Genomic DNA, 17,453 nt, shown 5'->3' with positions numbered 1-17,453 from the left:
GCCTTCCCGTGGTCGCGCGCCTCGCTACCCTTGACCGGTCATGATGCGCGTTTCGGTTGTCGGCAACTCCGGCTCGGGCAAGTCCACGCTGGCCCGAGCCCTCGCGGTTCGCTTGGGCGTTCCGTACGTCGAACTCGACGCCATCCATCACCAGCGCGACTGGCAACCAATCCCCATCAGCGGGTTCCGGACCCGCGTCGCTGCAGCCACCTCGGGCAGCAGATGGGTTGTGGACGGCAACTACTCGGCAGTCCGAGATCTGGTGTGGGCACGTGCCGACACCGTGGTCGTACTCGATCCGCCACGGCGTGCGGTAATGCGCCAGATCATCTTGCGTACCGTTCGCCGGGTAGCGTTTCGAGTCGAACTCTGGAACGGCAATCGCGAACGATGGCGCAACCTGTTCACCCGAGACCCGAACGAGTCCGTCATCGTGTGGGCCTGGCACCGGCACTCGGTCTACCGGGACCGATACCTGGCCATGGCTAACGACCCCCGCTGGCGCCACTTGACGTTCGTTCGTATCCAGTCCCGCAAAGACATCCGCCGTCTGCTGAACAGCGTCAGGCCTGCTGCGTAGGCTCCGAGCCCCGTCACCCACTACATGCCATGCGGCCGAGACGGACTGTCATCGGCTAGATGAGTGAGCAGATCAAGGACTCCCGTAGTCGCGGCCGTAACGCACCGTGGTCGGCTCGTCTCGGCTCCTGGTGGGACGGAGGACGGCGTGGCCGTGTCTGCGGTGGACGACCGCAAAGATCGTACGTGGGCCAGCCGCAGCCGCAGCCTGGCCGCTGCGTGGCAGAGCAGGCAGGCGACTGCTAAGGCTCAACGGGTGTCAGGTCTGTCTGGGAACGTGTACGGGCCCGAAGGAACCAATGCGCGGTGACCAATGGGACGGCGCCGACGGGGTACCAGGCAACATCGATGGTGTCGAACTGGGCGCCTAGCAGCAGGCGCGCGAACGAGCTGCGTTCGGAGAGTGCCGCGGGTATGGGGGTGAGCTGTGCGAACTCGATGAGCCAGCAGTAGACGACCGCGGCGCCGCCAGCGAGCAGTGGGGACATCAGCGGCCAGATGAAGATCACGATCGTGTAGACGATGGCCGCGGACAAGGCGGCGCCTGAGTACTGTTCGATGGGACCGTCCATCGTGGCGCGGATTGCGAAGGCCGCGCCTGTAAAGCCAGCTGCCGATACCACCGTCAGTGGCCGAATCCACTGCACTGCGAACGACATCGAGCAATCATAAGTGGCAGCGCAGCTTAGGTGGCAGGTGTCTGCTGAGCTTGGACGGGCCGCAACTGCACACTTCCCATGCCGAGACAGCGACCCGATGGGTCTCTCACTCGGCGCGAACGTCGCCAAGCCGCGCGTCCACGAGTCGCACCTCATCACCCGGCCTGAGCGTGGCATCTTCCGCAGCCTCGCCGCGTTGGACGGCTGAGCTCAAGCGGATGAGAGTCTGCAGCGGCTCGGTGTCCGCGCCGTAGTGAACCAGATGACCCGCCTGCCCAAAGATTAAATTAGCCTCGGCTCTACTCAAATCAGCGAACGCCTCGACCGCACCAGTCGCCAAGGCCGGATCCCTCGTCGAGGGCCTTCAGGACGCGGCGCCGGCGGCGGGCGGAGTCGTCCCCACGGGCTTGGGCGAGCGGGGATGCCGGTGATGAATGGCTCACGCGTCTCGCTCCAGTCGCAGGTTGACCCCAGCTGGCCCGCCGCCGGGCGTCCCAAGTTGGACGCTGCGGGTCTTACGCAGCATCGCGACCGCATCGCGGATCTGTTGTTGTTCTTCGCCGGTGAGGTCGTCGAGGTCGGTCTCGACGCGGCGGATCAGCTTGCGCAGCCGGGAGATCTCTTCATCCGAGGGTGGGGCTTCGACGCGCGCCCACTCGTCCAGCTCAGCTGCTGCGGTGACGCGTTCCCGGTCTTGCAGCAGCGCTGCTTGGCCACCGCGATGCCCTCGCGCTGGCGTTCCAGGATCAGCGCGCGCTCGAACTCGGGCGCCGGAGATGTAGTCGACCAGGGCGGTGCGCTCGGACTCCGATTGGTCGATGCGGTTTTTACCAAGTCGCCGATGCTGACGATCCGCACAGCGCGCCGTCGGACACCACCGGCACGTGCCGGATGCGGCGGTCAGCTCGAAGACCCGAGCACGCTGGCGGCCCAGTTCGTGCGGGCGATGATGCTGGGCCAGCAGGAGGCGCGTGTACGGGCTGCAGGCGGAGGTCAAGCGCGCCGGATCGGTCGAGGCTGCGGCATTCATCCAGGCGGCGTTCAGGGCCGCGGTGCGCCGCTACTTCGTTAACGGCCTCGACCGGCACCTGATCGCCGGATTCCTGACCGGCGTAAGGAAGGCGTTTACCACGGACGTGCCCGTCGCGGCGACGGACGTGCTCATTCGTCAGGAACTCGGCGACGTCGTGTCCACTGCCGACATCGACGTCATGACCGAGTTGCGCGCCTACGGGGCGATCCTGGTAGTCGTCGGTGACCTGCTCGGAGGTGACGAGGCAGAGATCAACGCGATCCTCGCCCACGCCGAAACCACGGTAGACAGACGCGGCTCACAGGCCACCGCAACATCCACCGGCAGCCCGCAACACTCATGAGCCGCAGAGGGTTGGATGGCCGTATGAGGATCCCGCCGTTCGTGTTCCAACTGCTCTATCGCATCCGCAGGGCGTACTGGCGGATCGCGAAGCCGACCACGTACGGGGTGAAGGCGTTGATCATTCATCCGGTCGACTCTGACCGGGTGCTTCTCGTGCAACACAGCTACGGCGACCGATCGCTGTGGAGCTTGCCGGGAGGCGGTTACAGGCCGGCCCGGGAGACTCCAGAGCAAGCAGCCAGGCGGGAGTGCATCGAAGAACTGGGCATTGAGGTGGACTCGTTCACCCTTGTGCTAGAGGAACACCCGACCACCAGCGCGGGCAAGCGGGGTCACTTGACGATTATCCGCCTCCACGCAATCTCGGACGAGATCAGCCCAAATGGGGAGATCTCCCAAGCCCGCTGGGTAGCCACTGATCTCACGGACCTACCTGGCGAACCGATGGTCTCCAAGTGGGTGCACTCCGCCCTAAGGGCCCATGGGCCAGTTTGAGTACCCGGCCGGGATCGCTAGGTATCCGGATCTGACTCGCGACCAGCCTATCCATAGTGGACCAGTTGGTGGTGATGCGGCCTCGGTGGCCGGAAGCGGACAATCGCGGCGTATGTGAATGCGCCTATTGTGAGCGTCGTAAGCGATCTATACGATCCGCGCAGGAGTCGTTACGAAGCGGCTCCCGCACGGGGGTGTGTGATGCTGGTACGTCGCATTGTGTCCGGACTGAGCGGGATCGCTGTCGTCGCCTCCGCGCTTGTCGTGCTGCCGGCACCAGGATCGGCCGCGCCGGCCGCGACACCACAGCCGTCATGCGCCGATGCCAAGCAGGACGCGGCGGCCGCGGCACAGACGGCCGAGGCGTGTGGTCGCCGTGTCGAGATTCTGGCTGACCGCACCGAGTCCTCGCAGACCTTCGCCAATCCTGACGGCACCGGCACGCTGGAGCAGACGGCGCAGCCGGTACGGGTGCGGAAGGGTGACGGCTGGGTGCCGGTCGACACGACCCTGACCAAGACGTCCGACGGCTCGATCGCGCCGCGCTCCACCACAGTGCGTGTGGTGTTCTCCGGTGGCGGAAAGGCGCCCTTGGCCAGGATCGTCGACCGCGACCGTGAGCTGGCGATGTCGTGGCCCGACCCACTGCCCGTCCCGCGCCTGTCCGGCGATACCGCCGTGTACCCGGAGGTCCTGCCGGGTGTTGACCTGCGGGTCACCGCGTCCGCAACAGGTTTCTCCGAGGTTCTCGTGGTCCGGTCGCGCAAGGCTGCTATGCAGGCCCGCCTGGACACCGTCCGATTCGGACTTGCGACGAAGGGCGTGACGGCCAAGCCCATCACGGGAGGCGGCCTCGAGGCGCGTGACGCCAAGGGCCGCGCGGTGTTCGTGTCGCCGACCCCGTTGATGTGGGACTCGTCGGCCGGCGAGTCGGCGACGCCGCCGGACGAGCGGGCCCAGGTCGCGCGGGTGTCTCCCATGCCCGCCAAGGTGTCGGGCGGCCAGCTCTCCGTGGTGCCAGACCGGGAGATGCTGTCCGACCCCGCGACGCGCTACCCCGTGTTCATCGACCCGTCGTGGACCGGCGGCATCGCCTCGAACGCGTGGACATCGGTGTGGAGCAAGCACCCCAGCAGCAAGTTCTGGCAGAACGCGACGGCACTGAGTGACGGCGACATCACGGGCTCGGCCGGCGTGGGTCGCACCCGCGACTGCAGCGGCTGTTCCGACCATAAGATTCGCAGCTTCTTCCGGATGAACATCGCCGGCGTGCGGGGCAAGCAGATCCTGACCGCCCAATTCCGCATCCAGCAGCGCTGGTCGTGGACCTGCAGCCCGAAGTCGAACGCCCGAGTGTGGCTCACCGGCCCGATCTCACAGAACACCACCTGGAACAACCAGCCAGGCTGGGACAACAACTACACGGCGACGGCGGTGGCGGACCACAAGGTCAACAAGGCCCACGGATGCCTGGGCACGGGCGACGTCGAGTTCAACGTGAAGTCCATTGTGGCGCGCGGCGTCGCGGGCGGCTGGAAGGACGTCACGCTCGGCATGCGCGCCATCGACGAGGGCACGGTCAACCACTGGAAGCGGTACAACCACGCGACTCCGAAGCTCTCGATCACATACAACACCATCCCGAACGCGCCGTCGGAGCGGAAGTCGCATGGCCTGGAGTGCAAGACCGGCGCCGCGCGGCCATACGTGTGGGCCAACTCGCCGAGCCTGTCGGCGAAGCAGTCCGACGTGGACTCCGGCCAGCAGTCTTTGACGACGCACTTCTACTGGTGGCCGCTGGGCGGCGCCCGCAGCGAGTCCAACAAGCTTTCGAAGTCTTCGGGCAACCCGTCGCCGGTCAGCGTACAGATTCCGGCGGGCCGGCTCGCCGACAACACGGTGTACGTGTGGCAGGCCATCACGGGTGACACGATCGCGAACGGCCCGTGGTCCGGCACGTGCGAGTTCGCCACCGACTTCACGGTGCCGAATGCGCCGACGAGCGTGGCGTCGACGGAGTATCCGCCGGACTCGCCGACACAGGCGCCTCGCGGCGGGGTGGGGCTTCCCGGCACATTCCGGATCACCCCGCCGACGAACCGGCCGAGTGACGCGCTGGCCTACGCGTATTCGCTGAACGCCGGAACGTTCGCGGAGGGGATGCCGACCGTGCCGGCGTCGACGACCGACTACACGGCGTCGGTGACCCTCACCCCGATCAGGGACGGCACCAACACCCTGTACGTCTGGACCAAGGAGCGGTCGGGCCGCTTCTCGACTGCCTCACGGGCCTACACGTTCAAGGTGCGATCCGGGTCCGGTCCCGTGGCGGAGTGGACCTTCGACGAGGCGAGCGGCAACGCTCAGGACAAGACCGACCACGGCAACACCGCGACGCTTGCCGGTGGAGCCGCCCGTACGCCTGGCCGATCCAACGTCGGCACGGCGTTGTCGCTGAACGGCAGCACCGCGTACGCGGCGACCACCGCACAGATGACGTCACCACACCCGGACACCGGCGCCACCGTCCCGATGAACTCCAGCGGCAGCTTCACCGCCGCGGCCTGGGTGCGGCTGGCCGCCACCGGCGGCGGTGTGCGCCACATCGTCAGCTATGACGGGGCGAACGTCCATGCCCTTCGGCTGGCCTACAACGGTGGCGCCGACCGGTGGAACTTCCGGGTGGTGCCGACCGATGCATCGGGCGCTGCCGGATCGACGATCCAGAGCACATCCGCGCCCACGGTGGGGAAGTGGACACACGTCGCCGGTGTGTACAACGCCGCGACGCGGCAGGCCCTCCTCTATGTCAACGGCACGCTGGAGGCCTCCGCGACGCTGGCCGAGGGATGGGGGCCGCACGCGGCAGCCACCACGCTGAGCATCGGGCGCACCAGGTCCAACGCCCAGTGGGTCGACTACTGGAGCGGCGCGCTCGACGATGTCAAGGTCTACAACTTCGCGGTCACCGCGGCCGACATTGGGCTGCTCGTCGCGCCGCTGGCACCGGCGATCTCGTTCCCGAACGGCGCAACGGCCACGGTCGGTCAGCCGTTCACGGTGCGCTTCGACGCGGGCGGCGACGCGAACGTGACCGCCTACCGGTACAGCTTCGGCAACGATGAAACCACCGGGACCACGGTCGCGGCGAACCCGGCGGGTGGCGCCGCGACGGCGACCATCACGCCGACCTCGGGTGGACAGATTAAGGTGTACGCCAAGGCGGTCGGCGCCGGCAGCCGGCTGAGCACGATCGCGGAGAATCCGTTCCAAGCGGTCGGCGCCGCCAGCCTCTCCGGCGTGGTGGTCGACGCGGAGACGTTCGAACTGGTTTCCGGAGCGGCCGTGACACTCGCCCCGGCCGGCCGGACGGCCACCACCGGGCCGGACGGCGGCTTCAGCTTCACCGGTCTCACACCAGGGCAGGTAACGGTCACCGCCACCGTGGGGGGCCGATGTGGCCGCTCCACTCAGCAGACCTTGGCCTTGGAGGGCGACCCGTTCGTCGACCTCTTCGTCGAGCCGTTCACGGACGTGTTCGGCTACACCTGCTCAGTGGCCGCGGCCGGGTTCACGCCTGCCGACCAGACCGTCCTGCCGCTGACCGGTGACAACGCCGTGACCACGGTGGGACTGCCGTTCGCGTTCCCGTTCTACGGCGCGACGCACCGCAGCGCGTGGGTCGACACCAACGGCATCGTGTCCTTCGTCGACCCCGGAGGCTCCCACCCGTATACCAACCAGGCGATGCCGGCACCGACCGAGCCGAACGCGGTCATCGCGCCCTTCTGGGACGACCTGGTCGTCGACGCCTCGGCAAGCGTGCGCACCAGCGCCACAGGATCCGGCGCCGACGCGCGGTTTGTCATCGAGTGGCGCAACGTCCATCGCAAGGCGTCCACGAGCCAACGCCTGAGCTTCGAAGCGATCCTCGCGCCGGACGGCACGGCCACCTTCAACTACAGCGGCCTGGACAACGACGCCGAGCGCGGCTCGCTCGCGGCGGTCGGCATCGAGGACGCCGTCGGCGAGGATGGCCTGGCGTACCTGACGCGGACCGCCGGGCTCCTCGGTGGACAGGCGATCAGTATCGACTATCCGGGCGATGGTGCGCCCGTCGAGCGGTTCGACCTGTCGGGCACGGTGACCGACTCGGCCAGCGGCACGCCGGTGGCAAACGCCACGGTGTCGCTCGATCCGGCCGGGCTCACCGCCACCACGAACGCGCAGGGCCGGTATCAGTTCGACGACCTGGTCGCGGACAGCTACACGGTGTCCTCGGCCGTCGGGCAGCGCTGTGTGAGCATGGCGAGCGCCCAGATCGACCTGATCGAGGCGGCGGCCGTCAACCTGGGCCTTGAGGCGACCGGAGACAAGTTCGGTTACACCTGCGCGACGGGGCCCGGCACGTTCGTTCCGGCAGCCAACGTGTTGACGGTGCCGAGCTCGCCTGGCGGCACGCCCGTCACGCTGCCGTTCGCGTTCCGGTTGTACGGCCAGGCGTACACGACGGCGTGGGTGGCCGCCGCGGGCTTCGTCTCGTTCGACGATCCGCCGCCGAACTGGGGCATGTACGAAAACGGACCGGTCCCACACAAGGATCAGCCCGACGCCACTGTTTACCCGTTCTGGGATGACCTCCAGGTCGACGATCAGGCCAGTGTGCGCACCCAGGTGTTCGGCACGGCACCCAACCGGTACTTCGTCGTGGAGTGGCGCGACGTGGCGGTGGCACCGAGCGCCGCGAGCCGGATGAGCGTCGAGGTCGTCCTGTACGAGGACGGCCGGATCGCGTTTCACTACGCCGGCCTTGACGACGCCGCCGAGCGTGGGGCGAGCGCGACGGTCGGCATCGAGAACGGTGACGGCAAGGTCGGATCGCAGTTCTCATACAACGAGGTGGCGCTGGCTAGCGGCACCGGCATTCTCTACACCCCGCCCGCAGCGGCGAAGATTTCCGGTACGGTCACCCGGATCGGCGGTGGGGAGCCGGCCTCGAACACACCGGTGAGCCTGCTGCCAAGCGGAGCGACGACCACGACGGCCGCCGACGGCACCTACCAGTTCACTGGTGTGCCGGCGGGAGACCACGCCGTTGTCGCGGGTGCGGCAGACGGGGTCTGCGGCGGTGTGGAGTCTGCGGCCTCGGTGTCGACGCGCGGGCTGGACTCCACGGTCGACCTCTCGGTCGGCGGTGGGAGCGACGAGTCCGGCAACGGTTGCCGCGGCGCCGCGGCGTCGTTCGAGCCCACCTCCGACGTGCTGGCGTTGACCGGCGACGACGCGTTCACGCAGATCACGATGCCGTTCCCAGTGACGCTGTACGGACAGTCCTACACGACGGCGTGGGTGGACACGAACGGCGTGGTGAGCTTCGAGGAGCCGGACGGGCCGGCGCATGATGTGTTCCCGATCCCGTCCCGGATGGCACCGAACCAGCCGAACGGTGCGGTGTACGCGTTCTGGAAAGACTGGGTCGTCGACGGGGACGCGAGCGTGCGGACCGCGCTCCTGGGCACGGGGTCCAGCCGGCGCTTCGTCATTGAGTGGCGCAACGTGCTGTCCTGGGACGACAACGAGTCGCGGGTGTCCTTCCAGGTGGTCTTCCACGAGACCGGTGACATTGCGGTGGCCTGGAACGACATCGGGACGCGGGCCGTGGAGCAGGGCGCTACCGGGATTGTCGGCATCGAAAACGCCGAGGGCAGCGAAGCGCTGGTGTACTCGTCCCGGGTGCCTGTGCTGCGCAGCGGCCGCGGCGTGACGTTCGAGGTGGGTGCCGGACGGACCGGCCAGGTCACGGGGGTCGTGCGCTGCGCTGGTGCCGCGGTCTCCGGTGCGCAGGTGAGCGTGGCCGGGCGTTCGGGCATCACCGGCGCCGACGGCCGGTACACGCTGGCGGACGTGCCGGTCGGGCCGCAGGTCGTGGTGGCCACATTGACCGGTGCGTGCGCCGGATCCGCCACCGCGCCGGTGGCCGTCGCCGGAGACGCTTCGAACGCCGCCGACATCACCGCGGCGGGGTCTAGCGGCTACACGGTCACCGCCGGATCTCGCGGCATCGAGCCGACGTCCGACGTGCTGGCGCTGACCGGCGATGACGCCTTCACCGAGGTCGCGCTGCCGTTCCCCGTGACGCTGTACGGGCAGTCGCACACGACGGCGTGGGTAGACACGAACGGTGTGGTGAGCTTCGAAGAGCCGGAGGGGTCGGCGCACGAAATCTGTCCCATTCCGTCGCAGCCGAGTCCGGGCCAACCGAACCTGGCGGTGTACCCGTTCTGGGAGGACTGGGTCGTCGACGAAAACGCTAGCGTGCGCACCGCGGTCCTCGGTGCGGGCACAAGCAGGCGCTTCGTCGTCGAGTGGCGAAACGTCCTCTCCTTCGACGACTGGGTGTCCCGGGCCTCGTTCCAGGTCGTGTTTCACGAGAACGGCGACATCGCGATTGCCTGGGCCGACATCGGTGGGCGCACGATCGAGCGGGGCGGCACCAGCACCGTGGGCGTCGAAAACGGGGACGGCACGGTGGCCCTGCAGTACGCGCACCAACAACCGGTGATCCGCAGTGGCGAAGGTCTGCTCTTCCACCCGGTCAGCTAGCTCGGAGGTTTCGATGACCACTGTCAGCTCGCCCGTAGCCCGGGTGCTTGCCGTGCTGCTCTCGGCGGTGCTGGGTGTGACCGTCGCTCAGGTGCCGGCCTCCGCGGCCAAGCCCGATCCGTTCAAGCCCGCGGCGGCGAAGAAGGTGCCAGCCGTGCCGGTGACGGCGGTCAAGCCGGGCAAGGCACCGACCGTCGCCGCGTTTCCGGATGCCTCGAAACAACCTGCGCCGATGTGGCCCGCGGCCGGGCAGGCGGAGACCGCCGTGCCGCGCCCGCCAACCGGGAGCCGCGGCGCCGCCGGCCGTCAGGCACGGGTGGGCGGCACTCCGGTGTCGATACGCCAGCCGGCCGGCTCCGCCGACACGCCGAATCGGGTACGCGTCCAGGTGCTCGACCGGGCCGCCACCGCCAAAGCCGGCGTGCGCGGCGTTCTACTGAAGGTGGGCCGGGCCGACGCCGTCGCCAAGCCCGGCCCGGTCGACGTGGCGATCGACTACAAGCCGTTCCGCACGGCGTACGGCGCGGACTGGGCGAGCCGGCTCAGGCTCGTCGCCCTGCCCGAGTGCGCGCTGACGATGCCCGAAAGCCGGGACTGTGCGGGTACGCCCCTACAGTCCACAAACGACACCGTGGCGGGAACGGTGTCGGCGAAGGTGTCGGTGACGACGGCCGGCACGCTGCTCGCGGTGCAGGCCGCCGCGTCCGGGCCGGCCGGCGACTACGCCGCCACGTCGCTGCAGGCGTCTTCCACATGGGCTGCTGGAGGAAACTCTGGCGACTTCACCTGGTCGTACCCGATGCGCGTGCCGCCCGCCCCCGGCGGCCCGGCCCCCAAGGTCGGCCTCGCGTACTCCTCCCAGTCCGTCGACGGGCGCCACGCGGCGAGTAACAACCAGCCGTCCTGGGTCGGCGAGGGTTTCGAGGCATGGCCCGGTTACATCGAGCGGGCGTACGAGTTCTGCGGCGACGACATGCAGGGTGGCGCCAACAACAACGAGAAGACCGGCGACCAATGCTGGGCCACCGACAACGCCACGCTGTCGCTCAGCGGTCACTCCGGCGAACTGATCTATAACGCGAGCGAACAGCGTTGGCACCTGCGATCCGACGATGGCACCCGCGTGGAGCGCAAGACGAACGCCGAGAACGGCGACGACAACGGCGAGTACTGGGTGGTCACCACCAACGACGGCGTGCAGTACTGGTTCGGGCTCAACAAGCTGCCCGGTGCTGGCAGCGAGCGCACCGACTCGGCCTGGACCGCGCCGGTGTTCGGCAACCACTCCGGCGAGCCCTGCCACGCAACCGCTTTCGCCGATTCGTCATGCGCCCAGGCGTACCGCTGGAACCTCGACTACGTCGTGGACACCCACGGCAACAGCGCCTCGTACTGGTACGCGAAGGAGACGAACAAGTACGCCCGCAACCTGGAGAAGAACACCCTGGCCGAATACGTGCGGGGCGGTTACCTGCGGCACGTCGCCTACGGCACGCGGCGCGACAACGACGCCGACACCGTCTTCGGCGCAAGCGCGCCCGCCCGGGTGGTCTTCGATACGGAGGATCGGTGCCTCTCGTCCTGCGGCACGCACGACGGGGTGCACTGGCCGGACGTGCCGTGGGATCAGCAGTGCACGGCCGCGCCGTGCGAGACTTACAGCCCGACCTTCTGGTCGACGCAGCGATTGTCCACCGTGACCACCCAGGTGCTCAGCGGGACGAGCTACCGGGACGTCGAGCGGTGGACGCTGACCCACACGTTCCCCGATCCGGGCGACACCACCCGTGCGGGACTGTGGTTGGCGAAGATTTCGCACACGGGTCTCATCGGCACGGCCACCAGCGTCCCCGACATCGAGTTCACGCCGGTGCAGCTCGCCAACCGGGTCGATCCCGAAATCCTTCAGGACCATTCGCCGGCCATGAAGTGGATGCGGATCGCGATGATCCGCCACGAGGCAGGCGGCACGACCAGCCTCACCTATTCGCAGCCGGACTGCGTGCCGGGATCGCGCATGCCGTCGGCGCCGCACGCGAACGCCCTGCGGTGCTATCCGGTTGTCTGGACGCCGGAAGGCTACACCAACCCAATCACCGACTACTTCCACAAGTACCTGGTCAGCACGATCCATGAGATCGACCACACTGGCGGGGCGCCGCCGAAGGGCAGCCCACCCATCACGCACACATACAGCTACCTGGGCAGCCCGGCCTGGCACTACGCGGACGACGACGGCCTGATCGAGAAGAAGGAAAAGACGTGGTCCGTGTGGCGGGGCTACGAGCGGGTCGGTGTGACCACCGGCGACGGCGGCGACCGCACCTACACGGAGACCAAGTACTTCCGCGGGATGCACGGAGACAAGCAGCCGACCGGCACCCGCTCGGTACCGGTGACAGGCACCGGCGTGCCGACAGTAAACGACGAGGACGCTTACGCCGGCACCGTCCGAGAGGTGATCGTCCACAACGGACCAAGAGGCCCCGTGGTCTCCCGCGAGGTGAACGAGCCCTGGCAGTCGGCGGCGACGGCCTCCCGCACCATCAACGGCGACATCGTTGAGGCCCGCTTCACAGATGTGCAGGCCAGACACGAGCGGGTGGCGCTCGACGCCGGCCGCGACGACCGGGTCAGGACGCTCCGCAGCACGTTCGACGCCTACGGCATGGTCGTGGCTGTCGACGACACCGGCGACACCAACGTCACCGGCGACGAGCAGTGCGCCAGGACCACGTTCGAGCCGCGCAACGGCACGGCGTGGATCCTCAACAGGCCCCACCGCCGGCAGGTGCTCGCCCTGCCCTGCGCGCAGACCAACGATCCGGCGAGTCTTACCGGCGCCGACATCGTCAGCGACGGCCGGGCCTGGTTCGACGGCAGCACGTCCTGGGGTACCGCGCCGACCAGAGGACTCACTACCCGCAACGAGAAGCTTTCGGCGTGGAACGCCGGCACGCCGACGTACGTTACGGTCGCGCGAGCCAGCTACGACACGCACGGCCGGGTGGTGAGCCAGTGGGACGCGATGGACAAGGCCACCACCACCGCGTACACGCCCGCGAAGAACGGTGTGGTCACACAGACGGTCGTCACGAACCCGCTCAGCTACGCCACGACCACCACGCTGGAGCCGGCCTGGGGCGCACCCACCGCCACCGTCGACCCGAACGGAAAGCGCACGGTTCAGGGATACGACGGGCTGGGCCGCCTGACCGGTGTGTGGCTGCCGGGACGGGCGCCGGACACCCACGCGCCCAACGTCTCCTACACGTATCAGATGCGCGCCGACGCGGTGACGCTGGTGACGACCACAACGCTGAACGCGCAAGGGGATCCGGTCACCACGTACGCGCTCTTCGACGGCCTGCTCCGGCCACGGCAGACCCAGTCGGCCTCACCGGTGGGCGGGCGGCTGCTGACCGAGACGTTCTACGACACGGCCAACCGGAAGGTCCTGGAGTACGGGGCGTACCACGACCCCACGGGAACGGCCGGCTCCACGCTGGTCACCTCCAGGGACGCCCTTCACGTGCCCAACCAGACCCAGACCGTCTACGACGGAGCCGGCCGGGCGACGGCATCGGTCTTCAGCCCGTACGGCGTCGAGCGCTGGCGCACCAGGACCTACTACGCCGGCGACCGGACCGACCTCACACCGCCGGCCGGCGCGACAGCGACCTCGACCATCACCGACATCCAGGGCCGCGCCCGCGCACTGCGGCAGTACCGCGGCACGACGCCCACCGGCGCCCACGTCGAAACCTCGTACACATACGACCGGAAGGGCCAGTTGTCCCGGGTGACCGACGCCGCCGGAAACCACTGGGACTTCGGGTACGACCTGCGGGGCCGCCAGGTCGAGGCCAGCGACCCCGACAAGGGCACCACCATCTCCGGGTTCGACAACGCCGACCGGCTCACGTCGACCACTGATTCGCGCGGCGTGAAGCTTGTCTATCAGTACGACGCGATGGGCAGGAAGACCGCGCTCTTCGAGAACCAGCTATCGGCGACGCCACGCGCCCGATGGCTGTACGACGGGATCCTCAAGGGACAGCTGAGCGAGACGATCCGGTACGTCAACGGTGCCACCTACCGAGTGAAGGTCGTCGGATACACCGACACGTACCAGCCCACGGGGCATCAGGTCATCATCCCGACCGCCGAGATCGGGCTCAACGACACCTACGAGAACTTCTACGCCTACCGCGTCGACGGCAGCTTCGAAGCGTTCGGGTTCGGGCAGACCGCCGACCTGGAGTCCGAGTCGCTGAATCACCACTACGACGAGGCGTTGGGCCTGCCGAACAGGCTCACCACGACGTACGGCGCCGGCGAGTCCAGCTATGTGGCCGACACCGACTACGACGCCCTGGGCCAGGTCGACCAGTTCGACTTCCACACGGGCCTGTACGAGGACGAGGACGGTGGCGAGCACGTCTTCCAGACGTTCACGCGGGAGTTCGAGACGGGCCGGCTGACGGGCGTGAAAACCGAGCGGGAACTGCTCTCGCCGTACACGCTCGCCGACGTCCAATACAACTACGACGACGCCGGCAACGTCACGAAGATCGCGGACCTGGCGGCCGCCGGCGGCGTCGACAACCAGTGCATGCGGTACGACTTCCTACGCCGGCTCTCCGAGGCGTGGACACCGGCCAACGGAGACTGCGCCGCACCCCCGGCCGCCGCCGCGCTAGGCGGTCCCGCGAGGTACTGGCTGAAGTGGACCCACGACGACGTCGGCAACCGGCTCACCCAGGACGAGTACACGCCGTCGGGCAACCGCAGTACCGCGTACGCCTATCCCGCGGCCGGAGGTCCCCAGCCGCACACCGTGACCGGCACCACCACGACAATCGGCACCACGACGACCGCGGCGACCTACGACTACGACAATACCGGCAACACGGAGGCGCGACCGACCGCCGCCTCAGGCACGCAGGCGTTGACCTGGGACGCGGAGGGGCGCCTAGAAAAGAGCGTCGACTCCACCGGCACCACGACCTACATATACGACGCGGATGGCAACCGGCTCATCCGCCGCGACCCGGCCGGTAAGACCCTCTTCCTACCGGGCCAGGAGGTCCGGTTCACCAACGCCACGGCGGCGCGGACCTGCACGCGCTACTACACCTTCGGCGGGCACACGTTCGCCTCACGCACCGCGGCGGGCTTCACCTGGCTGACCAGCGACCACCAGGGCACGGCCCAGGTCAGGATCGACCCGACCACCCAGCAGGCCGCCGTCCGCCGCCAAACGCCCTACGGCACGCCCCGCGGCACGGTGCCGGCGTGGCCCAATACCAAGGGCTTCGTCGGCGGCACCGTAGACAACACCGGGCTGACCCACCTCGGCGCGCGCGAATACGACCCGTCGATGGGGCGGTTCATCTCGGTCGACCCGATCGTCGACTTCCAGGACCCCCAACAGATCCACGGGTACTCCTACGGCAACAACAACCCGGTCACCCTCAGCGATCCGGACGGCCTGCGCCCACCGGAGATCGACCCGGGAGACTGGGCGGATCACGAGGCCGAAAACCGTCGCAAGAACGAAAAGATCGAGATCGTGTATCCCAAGGACCAGAAGGGATACGGCGTTGTCAAGGTGGGTGGTAAGGAAAGGCACCGGATCTCGCTGACCGACTACAAGGTGCCCCCCGAGAATATCGAAATCCGCGACAGCAAGAACGGCACGGCAAAGGGACAGAACAACGGTTGGATTCTGGCAAACGCCCCAGCGGACGGCACGATCTTCGTCGCCAACGATGAACATTGGAACGAAGGAAAGGGCGGATATCGCCCCGATATGCTGAAGATTACCTACCGCAACGGGGAGATTGTGGAGGTCAAGACCGTCGACCTGTACGAACCGTCCACCACGAAGGTGTCCACCATCGTCGGCAAGATGGAGGAGAAGGCGTTGCAGGCCGACGAGATCGTGGTCCGCTTCAAGAGCGAGATCAGTTCGGACACCCTGAGCCAGGTGAAAGCCCAATCCGATCACCTGGACTTCGACAGCAGGCAGTTCATCGGCAAGATCAGCGGCGTGGACACCGACCTCACCATCATGCGACCGGCGTCACCGCCCGCGGGCGCCGGGCCGCCCGAGGGTCCTCGCGGCACCGGGCCGCGGGGCGGCGGTGGCAAGTCGGGACCGCGAGGAGGCGGGGCTGCGGGCAAGGCCGGCACCGGCCTGGGCATCTTCGGATTCTTCTCCGACCTATACTTCTTTGGCCGATACGGTCCGTGTGGCACCGGATACCTGCCAGAGGAACAGTGTTCACAAGGCGGAGTTCCGATGGCCTAACGAGAGGGCGTGCGATGAGTCGGGTCACCAACGTCATGCTCTCGGTCACCTCGAAAGACCGGGCAAACGCGGAAGAGTTCAGCAAGTGGCTGAAGGAGGATTGCCCGCGGGTTGATCCGCGCGACAAGGCGACCGGCTGCGGTGACCTCGCGCTGATAACCGATCCCGAGACGCACAATTGGGGCGGATACAAACACCCCGAGTGCGACGTCTACGCGGGCACGCTCAACCACGCCCGTGTCGGCAGCGTCATCGACCGCTTCGGACGCGTGCCATGGCGGGTGCCGAGCGCGGTGCAGCTCTTCGTCATGGACCAAGAGGAGTTCTTCTTCCGCGTCTGGATGATCCGTGACGGCGCGCCGAGGCAGTACGCGCCGACGTCGCCGATCGAGGAGGACGACGCCTTCTGGCCCAGCGAGGAGACCGAGTCAACCGAGCAGAAGCGCGCCAGGATGGCGCGGAGGATCGCCGAGGAGGCCACGGCCGGCGGGGAGATCGATGGGATTCTGGCCGAGTTCCGCACCCACAACGCGGACATCATCGACGTCATCTTCGCGGTCCGCACGGGGCTCGGGGTCGATGTCGGTGCCGCGAAGCAGGTCGTGGTGACCTCCGTCGCTTGGCGTGACTATGCCGATGCCCAACGGCAGTACCTGGAGTGGGCGGAGAAGACTGTGCTGCGCGACGCCGACTGACCGACGGCGACCGCGGCACCCACCTCGCCGACATGACCGGTGCGGCGTTGGTGCAGTTGCCAGTGCGGCCCTGCCCTGCCCGCCCGTGCGTCCTCGGCACGGACCTGCTCAGCGCGCTCCGGTAGCCCACGCCGAAGTCCTACCAGGAACTCGAACGGTCCACCCGTTCCCTCCCGACAATCGTCAGGACACAAAGATCCCGACTCCCTGGCAGCCAACGCCGACAAGCCCCCGTTGCAACGGCATGACCTCGTGGAGAGCCCGGTGCGGTGAGAGTCGCACGGGTTCGGCGGGCGGGCCCGGGAGACTGACCCAGAGCAATCCGGACACCGCGCCCGGGCCGGACCCAACTGCCTGTCCTGGCTGATGAACAACCGCCGCCTGGTCCGCCGCTACGAACGCAAAGCCGAACACTTCGAAGCATTCGTCGGCCTGGCCTGCACACCGATCTGCTACCGCAGCTGGGCCAAGGCCACCAACTGAGAGACTCCCTAAGCCAGCCAGCCCGGTGTAGAAGGCTTGTTGCCAACGGTTTCTGCAACCGTGATAGATGCATCGGCTGCGGTAGCGCGCGTGCGAGCGTGTTGGTGTGTCATGACTTCAGCATGGGGGAGCGGTCCGTCCTGGCATGCCCGCAGCGGGCGGGAACGTGTCACGACATGGGTACTAGTGCCGCGTCTTTGAACGTTGATCGGGTAATGCCGTCTGTCTGACCTGGTTTGGGGCAG

General features: G+C 67.8%; 8 protein-coding genes. 6 read left to right on the top strand and 2 right to left on the bottom strand.

Annotation, left to right across the window (positions count from 1 at the left end; all coding sequences use genetic code 11):
- Positions 1-40: 40 nt before the first annotated feature.
- A complete protein-coding gene (locus V6V89_RS35755; protein WP_334624071.1) occupies positions 41-580 on the top strand; it encodes an adenylate kinase in 540 nt (179 codons plus the stop codon).
- A gap of 241 nt (positions 581-821) precedes the next feature.
- On the opposite strand, the gene V6V89_RS35750 is transcribed toward V6V89_RS35755, so the two are convergent.
- Together V6V89_RS35750 and V6V89_RS35745 are read right to left on the bottom strand one after the other, a co-directional pair.
- Entirely contained in the window at positions 822-1,238 is a 417-nt protein-coding gene (locus V6V89_RS35750) for a ribosomal maturation YjgA family protein (protein WP_334624070.1), read from the bottom strand.
- A 439-nt stretch (positions 1,239-1,677) separates the two neighbouring features.
- The gene (locus tag V6V89_RS35745) at positions 1,678-2,268 is read right to left on the bottom strand and encodes a hypothetical protein (RefSeq protein ID WP_334624069.1); all 591 of its coding nucleotides are present in this window, start codon (positions 2,266-2,268) and stop codon (positions 1,678-1,680) included.
- Here V6V89_RS35745 and V6V89_RS35740 point away from each other — a divergent pair.
- The 5 genes from V6V89_RS35740 (at position 2,210) to V6V89_RS35720 (ending at position 16,725) form a co-directional block, all read left to right on the top strand.
- Entirely contained in the window at positions 2,210-2,614 is a 405-nt protein-coding gene (locus V6V89_RS35740) for a hypothetical protein (protein ID WP_334624068.1), read from the top strand. The genes V6V89_RS35745 and V6V89_RS35740 overlap by 59 nt on opposite strands.
- A 23-nt stretch (positions 2,615-2,637) precedes the next feature.
- On the top strand, positions 2,638-3,111 hold the full coding sequence (locus V6V89_RS35735; RefSeq protein ID WP_334624067.1) for an NUDIX hydrolase: 474 nt from the start codon (positions 2,638-2,640) through the stop codon (positions 3,109-3,111).
- 201 nt (positions 3,112-3,312) lie between these two features.
- Positions 3,313-9,714, top strand: a complete 6,402-nt coding sequence (locus tag V6V89_RS35730; protein ID WP_334624066.1) for a carboxypeptidase regulatory-like domain-containing protein — start codon at positions 3,313-3,315, stop codon at positions 9,712-9,714.
- 13 nt (positions 9,715-9,727) lie between these two features.
- Complete coding sequence (locus tag V6V89_RS35725; protein ID WP_334624065.1) at positions 9,728-16,030, top strand: RHS repeat-associated core domain-containing protein; 6,303 nt, start codon at positions 9,728-9,730, stop codon at positions 16,028-16,030.
- Between the two features lie 14 nt (positions 16,031-16,044).
- Entirely contained in the window at positions 16,045-16,725 is a 681-nt protein-coding gene (locus V6V89_RS35720) for a hypothetical protein (RefSeq protein ID WP_334624064.1), read from the top strand.
- Positions 16,726-17,453 lie beyond the last annotated feature (728 nt).

Source organism: Micromonospora sp. CPCC 206061, assembly GCF_036906915.1.
Lineage (GTDB): Bacteria > Actinomycetota > Actinomycetes > Mycobacteriales > Micromonosporaceae > Phytohabitans.
Note: the sequence above shows the minus strand (reverse complement) of the source record. Positions and strands in the feature narration are given on the sequence as shown.